The 8,318-nt window shown below is 31.1% G+C and carries 8 protein-coding genes; 6 read left to right on the top strand and 2 right to left on the bottom strand.

The genetic code is table 11. From position 1 onward, the window contains the following. From HPY79_06570 to HPY79_06545, 6 genes are all read left to right on the top strand, one after another. A partial coding sequence (locus tag HPY79_06570) for a hypothetical protein (GenBank protein NSW45458.1) occupies positions 1-1,103 on the top strand: 1,103 nt, incomplete at its 5' end. A gap of 1 nt (position 1,104) precedes the next feature. Then, a complete protein-coding gene (locus HPY79_06565; protein ID NSW45457.1) occupies positions 1,105-2,196 on the top strand; it encodes an ABC transporter substrate-binding protein in 1,092 nt (363 codons plus the stop codon). Further along, complete coding sequence (locus HPY79_06560; GenBank protein ID NSW45456.1) at positions 2,196-3,221, top strand: iron ABC transporter permease; 1,026 nt, start codon at positions 2,196-2,198, stop codon at positions 3,219-3,221. The genes HPY79_06565 and HPY79_06560 overlap by 1 nt, the downstream gene beginning before the upstream one ends. Next, positions 3,212-4,195 carry an ABC transporter ATP-binding protein gene (locus HPY79_06555; GenBank protein NSW45455.1) on the top strand — a complete coding sequence of 328 codons (984 nt, stop codon included), beginning with the start codon at positions 3,212-3,214 and terminating at the stop codon, positions 4,193-4,195. The genes HPY79_06560 and HPY79_06555 overlap by 10 nt, the downstream gene beginning before the upstream one ends. Positions 4,196-4,206: 11 nt before the next feature. Further along, on the top strand, positions 4,207-4,413 hold the full coding sequence (locus HPY79_06550) for a hypothetical protein (GenBank protein NSW45454.1): 207 nt from the start codon (positions 4,207-4,209) through the stop codon (positions 4,411-4,413). Next, entirely contained in the window at positions 4,400-5,299 is a 900-nt protein-coding gene (locus HPY79_06545; GenBank protein NSW45453.1) for a DUF2279 domain-containing protein, read from the top strand. The genes HPY79_06550 and HPY79_06545 overlap by 14 nt, the downstream gene beginning before the upstream one ends. Positions 5,300-5,326: 27 nt before the next feature. Here the strand turns inward: HPY79_06545 and HPY79_06540 are convergent, their stop codons facing one another. Further along, the gene (locus HPY79_06540; GenBank protein ID NSW45452.1) at positions 5,327-6,991 is read right to left on the bottom strand and encodes a hypothetical protein; all 1,665 of its coding nucleotides are present in this window, start codon (positions 6,989-6,991) and stop codon (positions 5,327-5,329) included. Beyond that, positions 6,988-7,734, bottom strand: coding sequence for a nitroreductase family protein (locus HPY79_06535; protein ID NSW45451.1), 747 nt, complete (start codon positions 7,732-7,734; stop codon positions 6,988-6,990). The genes HPY79_06540 and HPY79_06535 overlap by 4 nt, the downstream gene beginning before the upstream one ends. Positions 7,735-8,318 lie beyond the last annotated feature (584 nt).

Here is an 8,318-nt window from a genome sequence, read left to right as displayed (position 1 = left end):
AAGCCGAAGCCAAAGCCAAAGAAGAGCAATACAAGTCAGCGGTTGCGAAAGGCGATGCAGCGTTATCGAAACAATTGTTCGACGAAGCCAAAACAGCTTACAATCAAGCCTTGAGCATCAAACCGAACGAAACTTACCCCAAGACAAAACTGGCTGAAATCGATAAACTCTTAGCCGACAAAGCCGCTAAAGAAAAGGCGGAAGCCGAAGCCAAAGCCAAAGAAGAGCAATACAAGTCAGCGGTTGCGAAAGGCGATGCAGCGTTATCGAAACAATTGTTCGACGAAGCCAAAACAGCTTACAATCAAGCCTTGAGCATCAAACCGAATGAAACTTATCCCAAGACAAAACTATCTGAAATCGACAAACTCTTAGCCGACAAAGCCGCTAAAGAAAAAGCGGAAGCTGAAGCCAAAGCCAAAGAAGAGCAATACAAGTCAGCCGTTGCGAAAGGCGATGCAGCGTTTGAAAAAATGCAATTAACAGAATCAAAGCAAGCATATTTAGAAGCTTTAAAAATAAAACCGGATGATTCATATTCAAAAAATAAAATTACAGAAATAGAAAATATTTTAGCTCAAAAACAAAAGAAAGAACAAGAAATAAATCAAAAGGAACAATCTTATAACGATGCAATAACAAAAGCGGATAAAGCATTTGCACTAAAAGAATATACGAATGCCATTACCTATTATCAGACTGCTCTAAAGCAAAAGCCTAATGAATCTTATCCAAAACAAAAAATAGCAGAATGTCAAGACTTACTAAAAAAGCGTAACGAAGAAGAGCAACGTCGTTTGGCTGAAGAAAGACAAAAACAGATTGATGAGCAACAAGCAAAACTAAAAAAATTAGAAGAAATAAATTTCAATGACAAAGAAGAAGTACAAAAGTACTTATCTGAATTAGCTAAAACTTATCCCGAAGGTGTAACAGAAGAAAATTATGAAGACAAATCGAAGAAAATTAAACGCATCATTGTAAACAGAGAAGGCGTTGCTAATGAATACAGACAAGTAACACATAGTTGGGGAGGGGAATTTTTCTTTAAAAACGGTCAATCCATTTCTAAAAATCTCTTTTTAATTGAAACAAAAAAATAATATGCGTTTTCTTTTTCTTTTGTCTATACTATTCTTTTTATGGGCTTGTCAATCGAATAATAAACAGTTAAACAATATAGTTACGAATCGTTATGCCAATCATTTTTTAATAAAAGTGCTTCAGGATTCTTCATACATATTAAAAGTTATTAATCCTTATCAAGGTTCAGAAAATGACACATTTACTTATTATTTATCTGCTTATTCAAAACCTAATAGCATTCATATCCCTATTCAACGAGCCGTTTTGTTTAGTACTACTTACATTGGTTATTTTGAAGCTCTAAACGAATTAAAAGCAATAAAAGCGATATCTGGTACTTCGATGGTTTACAACTCCAAATTGAGAAATGAAATAGAACAAAATCATATTTTAGAAGTTGGTTACGAAAATAATATCAATTTTGAACAAATTTTATCATTGCATCCCGATGTGGTTTTTATTTATTCAGTAGGAAAGGAAAATATGCCTTATGTAAACAAACTTCTGATGCTTCATATACCTGTTGTTTATGTTGCAGAGTTTATGGAAGAAAATCCTTTAGGAAGAGCTGAATGGATTAAGTTTTTTAGTGTTTTCTTTCAAAAAAAGCAGCTTGCTGATAGTATTTTTGAGCAAATAGAAAATTGTTATAAAACGATAAAAAATAATATTCATCTAAGTCATCGACCTACGGTATTTTTCAATATTCCGTATCAAGAAGTTTGGTATATGCCCAATGGTAATTCGTATTTTGCTCAATTGACAAAAGATGCAGGAGGGAATTATATTTTTTGCAATCAGCAAAAAGCTGTTATACTTAAATTTGATTTTGAAAAAGTTTTGTTGCATGCTCAAAATGCCGATATTTGGTTAAACCCGGGTATTTATCAGTCAAAAAAAGAATTATTGAAAGCAGATAAGCGATATGAGCTTTTTAAGGCATTTAAAACCAATGCTATATATAATCATACCAAACGAATAACATTACAAGGAGGCAATGATTTTTGGGAAAGTGGTGTTGTTAAACCTCATTTAATTCTAGAGGATTTAATACATATTTTTAATAACGACAGCAATTTTCAATTTCATTATTATCAAAAGGTATTATAATGAATTCAAAAATCAAATTTTTGTTGCTTTCACTTACGCTAGTGCTATTATTTTTAATTGATTTTTCATTAGGAACAAGTTCTGTTTCGTTATCTAAAGTCATGCAATATCTAAGCTTTCAGCTTTCAAATGTAGATTCACAATATGTAGTTCTCGATTTATTGCGTTTACCAAGAGTATTAGCGGCAATGGCAGCCGGAATATGTTTATCGCTAAGTGGTTTGCTTATGCAGACGTTTTTTAAAAATCCTTTGGCTGGACCTTATGTATTGGGTATTAGTTCGGGAGCTACGCTTGGAGTTGCGCTTTTTATATTGGCATATCCTTTATTGCAAATGTTTTTAAATGAAAATCTTATATCGATTGGAATAAGCGGCTTTGCTGTACTTAGCTCGTTGAGTTTTATGTTAATAATATTTCTTATTTCTCTACGTATTCAACAATCATTAACGGTTTTAATAGCAGGCTTGTTGTTAGGCACATTTGCTAATGCTATTACTACTTTATTACAATATAGTGCAGGTAGTATAGAGCTAAAATCATTTGTCTTATGGAATATGGGGAATATTAATAACACACCATCTTATATTTCGAGTATTATTTTAGCTGTTGGTATTATTTCACTTATTATACTATGGGGAAATGCTACGAAATTCGATATTTGGTTGATTGGTGAAGAACAAGCTGCTTCGTTAGGTGTTCGAAAAACTACGTTTATGTTATTAACTTTTGGATTAACAAGTATATTGATCGGTTTTTCAACAGCCTTTTATGGCCCTATTGCTTTTATTGGGTTAATTAGCCCACATATCGCACGAATTATTTTTTCTACAAACCTACATAAAACAATTTTTGTTGCTACTTCATTAATAGGGGTACAAATGGTTTTAATTTCTGATATCATTCTACAAATTTTTGCTCAATTTTTCGAAGGTGTTTTTGTCCCTTTAAATACCATTACATCGTTATTGTCATTGCCATTATTGCTTTTTCTGTTCTTTAAAAAGAGAGAATTATGGATGTAACTACCTTAACAACACATAACTTAATTTGTGGATATAAAGAAACATCCAAAGAGATAGCTTTTCCTTCTTATGAATTAAATATTAGTATTAACAAACCAATGTTGATTGCAGTAATTGGAAGAAATGGTGTTGGAAAATCAACATTATTAAAAACATTAGCAGGATTGCAAAAACCGTTAAAAGGAAGCATTTATATCAATGAAAAACCTATTAATAAAATTAAAATAAATCAACGTGCATGTTATATATCTTTTTTACCAGCATTTAATTCAAAAATACAATATATACAGGTAAAAGATTACGTTGCCATGGGTTTATTTCCATATTCAAAGCCTCAAAACGCCAGTATAATAATTGACGATGCAATGCAACAAGCCGACATTTATCATAAAAAAAATTATTTTTTAAATCAGTTGAGCGATGGCGAAATGCAAAGGGCGGCCATCGCACGTGTTTTAGTTCAAAATACGCCTATTATGCTCTTCGATGAAGCAACTTCGCACCTCGATCCAAAACATCAGCATTTAACTTTAGAATTATTTTACAGCTTATGCCATCAAAAAAATAAAACTGTAATTTTTTCTACTCATACTATAAGTGAAGCAATGAATTATGCACATAAAATATGGTTGCTTGGAAATCATTCTTTTATTGAAAAAATACCTGAACAAATAATAATTGATGATGAATTGAAAAAAAATGAACTATTGTTTGAAATGCATCCCTTAAAGAGGCATCATAGTCGAAGTCAAATATATATTCGTTTAGTAGGCGATGGTTTGCCGCTTAAATATACTCAATATGCTCTTCATCGGTATGGAATTAATACAGAATGTAACCATAATTGTCATTTTTCCGTTATAATAAAACAACATTCTTTTTCGAAAACCGTTTGGTTATTAAAAAAAGATAATATGATATTAAAAGAATTTGACAATTTATATCAGTTAATAGAATATTTATTTACAAACTAAAAAATAAAATTATGAATGCAATTAAAAAAATTACAGCTTATGTTTTAATATCTTTAATTGTTTTTTCGACGATTATTGGTCTTTTAGCAATTTGGGATATAATTGATGTACAGGAAGTAATGCGAAAAGTACTTTCTTCAATTTTTATTGTTTTTGTAGCTTCGGTTGTTGTGTTGTTTATATTTTCGGTGATTATAAAAGATAGTGATAAGAAATAATATCAAACGTTATTTACTTATTTTGAGCTTAGTAGGGTTATACATAACGAATCCTACGGCAACTGTTGGGCAGAAAGTTGATAGCCTTTTTGGTAGGCGAAAAATTATTTTTTGGTCGGGTTATGGTTTGGGCTATACGATTGGAATGACTTGGTTGTATCAAAGTTGGTATAGTCATTATCCTCGCAGTTCATTTCATTGGTTCGACGATAGTAAAGAATGGCTACAAATGGATAAAGCAGGACATTTATTTAGTTCTTATCAACTTTCAAAAGCAAGCTATAAAGGTTTTTGTTGGGCGGGTTACAATCCAAAACAAGCAGTATTGTATAGCAGCATTGTTTCGTTTGCTACGATAACAAGTATTGAAGCATTTGATGCTTTTTCTATCAAATGGGGAGCATCGTACTCTGATATATTGGCTAATGCCACTGGGACAATAATCTTTTTGGGACAACATTATTTCTTAGACGAACCCATGTTTACTGTTAAATTTTCATATCATCCAACTTCTTTAGCGGATAAGCGTCCTGATGCTTTAGGTGAATATTGGTACGAAGAAATTTTAAAAGACTATAATGGGCAAACCTATTGGTTAAGCATAAATATGCATGATGCTGGAATCAAGCCCATGCCATCATGGTTGAATATAGCAATCGGTTATTCGGGTTATAATATGTTGAATGGTACTGATAATAAGGCCTTATCAAATGAAGACAAAGCTTATCGTCAATATTTTCTATCTCTCGATATAAACCCTAGAGGTATTAAAACCAACAATAAGTTGTTGAAAACGATTTTAAAATCTTTTGATATTATTAAATTTCCTCTCCCAGCTTTAGAATTTTCAAAAAATAAACTAAAGGGGCATGGTATATATTTTTAAATTGTAGTAGAACTTGTTCATAAGAAACTAAAATTTGTTTTTATATCCAAAATGAATTTTTGCATTTCTGAAAATAATCGGTTCGTTATTTTGACTGCCTAATGCATACGATATAAAAAACAAACCTGCACTAGTATTTATTTCGGTTCCCACGCCTAAACCCCAAGGATTATCATGTTGTTGTATCGATTTATAAAACAACTGGTCATAAAAAGCAAAAATTTGAGTATTTTTATCAAGTATCCAACGCCATTCGGCAGACGGTAAAAAATATGAATATGCAAACAGACTTTCTTCGTCAAAACCACGTAAAGATTGACTTCCACCTAATCTATATAATTCATTTTTGAATTGGGCTTTACTTAAGTATCCGGCATCCAATTTAATTTTTAAAAAGAATGGGTTAAATAATGGAAATATTTTGACTGAGTATAAATACACTTTCCATTGTTCAGCGTTTTTATGTATTGAATTATAAACAGAATCACTCATAGAAGGGCTTTTGAAAATAGTTCGATTCCCATAAGCTGCATCAATCGTGAAATAATAGCCTTGCGTGGGTAATAATTGTTCATTTTGTTGAGAAAAAACCGCTTTAACGCCCCCATAAATTCCATTCAATGATGTAATATTTGGGTTGTTGATAGATTGTATTTGGTAAATGCTACTTTGTTTTTGTTCGTAATATGCTAAAATACCATTGAATCCGTGAGTATAAAACATAATTCCAATTTTATATTGCGTGTTAACATACGAACTGTCTTGCTTATAAATGTGAAGTTTACCTGTAAACCCAACAGGCAAATGGAGTATATAGGGATACGAAAACGAAAAATCAAGCTGTTGCGATTTTGTACCGATTGTCTTCCACATAACATTCAAGTCGTCAGCGTGTTTAAAAATGTTTTTTAAAGCAATTGTTAAGTTACCTGTTACTTTTACTTTATTGTTATCTCCATTACCAACTCCAAGTAAGCCACTAAAGCTATTGGCATTTTTTTTGGCTAAATATATGCGTAGTTTTGCTTTTTGGTTAATAAAAAACAAATCGGGCGAATGTGTTGTTTGTACAAATGGTAGTTCGTTTATTAAATGATTAACATTTTTAATTTTTTTTTCTTGGTAAGTTGAATTTGGAATAATACCAGTATAGGCAGATAAAAAAGACTTGGATAAGATAGGTTTTCCAATTACATCCAAACTATCGAATGTGATACGTTGATTAAAAGCAATGCAATATGATAAAAATAATTTATTTTTATCAAGAATATATAAAGTGTCTAATGTTATTTCTGCAAATGGGAACCCATTATTTTCGAGTATTTTAAGATGATTGTCTAATCTTTTTTTGAGTAATACTGCTGCATGTTTGTTCCAACTTTTTTTTTCGATAAATTTTTTTTGTGTGTCTAATAATTGAAAATATAATTTTTGTTCAATAGGTTTTGACCAGTAAAAAGCTATTTCATTATTGTTTTTAGTAATAGAATCGAGTTGTAAAAAAAACGGTATTTTTTGCATAACATACTCTTGGTAATGTTTTATTTCATTAGCCTCATTAACGATGCTATCGCGTCTAAAAGCAAGTTTTTTGTATTCGGTACGATTGATATAAGAAATAAATACTTTATCTTGTGCCTGAAGGGTACAATGGATTAACCACAGAAGCACTATGATAACGAACAACTTCATTCGTTGTTCATAAATCCTTGTTCGTGTAATACTTGCAATAAAGCTTTTGAAAAGGTAACATTATCTTTTTGGGTATATCGTTTTTCGGTAAATATTTGAGCAAGGGTTTCAGTTTTGTTTATTTCGAGTAATTGTTTGGTTAGCGGTAACGCTTCTTTTTCTGCATAAATACGATCAATGTCTTCAGGGTTATAATCGTTATATTTTTCGTAATGAACAATTCCATCTAATGGTAAACGGTCTGTGAGGGGGGGATTTTCGTCGGCATAACCCACTACAAGGGTGGTAACTGGAACTACACCTTTGGGTAATTGTAATATTTCGATAATTCGTTTAGCCATATAGGTAGTTGTTCCTAAGTAACAAATCCCTAAGCCTAAATGCTCTGCTTCGAGTGCTGCATTTTGGGCGGCTAATAAGGCATCGATTGCTGCTGTAAAAAATGAAAGAAAATTATCATAACCAGGAACGGCTTTTCGTTGTATGCACCATTTATTAAAACGATTAAAATCTGCACAAAATGTTAAAATAACGGGAGCTTGCAAAACCATATTTTGTTTAAAATGAGCTTCCCAAAGTTGTTGTTTAAGGTTAGAATCGCGGGTAACAACGATGCTGTAAACTTGCATATTTCCTGTGGTAGAAGCCCTGCTTGCAGCTAAAAGAATTTTATTTAAGGTTTCATCTGATAAGGGAGTGTCTTTATATTTACGAATTGAACGATGATTAAATATTGCTTCCATTTTAATTTTTTTATGCAAACATACAAGTTTCTTTATTAATAAGCAAAAATTTAAGGTCTATTAGCTATTGTATATAAATAAATATATATGTTGAAAAATTTTTTTGAATATCTTTATTCTTTTTTCGAAAAAGTTGTATATTTGCAAATGTTAAAAAGCTTGTATAATGAAAAAAGTCGTTGTAATTATAGTTGCTCTATTTACGTTAGCAGTATTTTTTCAATCCTGCAAAAGTAGCGAACATTGCCCAGCATACGGTGAAGTTAGTCAAAGTCAACAGGTAGATAAAGCTTAATCTTTTACGCGGGTGTTCGTTAATTTTAGTTTTACTTTTATAGATTTTTAGCTAAAAGCATTTAGCTTTTAATTATATTTAAGATTGTTACCTAATTTATAAATACAATTCCAGTCAATAAGTTTTCTTAGTTAGTCAATCAATTGGATTTAGTTTATACTATAATTACAAAACTAAAAGTTTTTTAATAAATACAAAAAATAATCAATTCGCTAAATCGATATTTGTAATACAAGACCTTTTCAAAACTCTTTTATCTCAACAATTCCTTCCTGTCATTGCAAATGAA

The organism is Bacteroidales bacterium (genome assembly GCA_013314715.1).
Taxonomy (GTDB): domain Bacteria; phylum Bacteroidota; class Bacteroidia; order Bacteroidales; family GWA2-32-17; genus Ch61.
Note: the sequence above shows the minus strand (reverse complement) of the source record. Positions and strands in the feature narration are given on the sequence as shown.

What these genes read in the sequence shown, in the direction of transcription:
- HPY79_06565 (NSW45457.1), top strand. Translation starts at nt 1,105, where the DNA reads ATGCGTTTTCTTTTTCTTTTGTCTATACTATTCTTTTTATGGGCTTGT.
- HPY79_06560 (NSW45456.1), top strand. Translation starts at nt 2,196, where the DNA reads ATGAATTCAAAAATCAAATTTTTGTTGCTTTCACTTACGCTAGTGCTA.
- HPY79_06555 (NSW45455.1), top strand. Translation starts at nt 3,212, where the DNA reads ATGGATGTAACTACCTTAACAACACATAACTTAATTTGTGGATATAAA.
- HPY79_06550 (NSW45454.1), top strand. Translation starts at nt 4,207, where the DNA reads ATGAATGCAATTAAAAAAATTACAGCTTATGTTTTAATATCTTTAATT.
- HPY79_06540 (NSW45452.1), bottom strand. Translation starts at nt 6,991, where the DNA reads ATGAAGTTGTTCGTTATCATAGTGCTTCTGTGGTTAATCCATTGTACC.
- HPY79_06535 (NSW45451.1), bottom strand. Translation starts at nt 7,734, where the DNA reads ATGGAAGCAATATTTAATCATCGTTCAATTCGTAAATATAAAGACACT.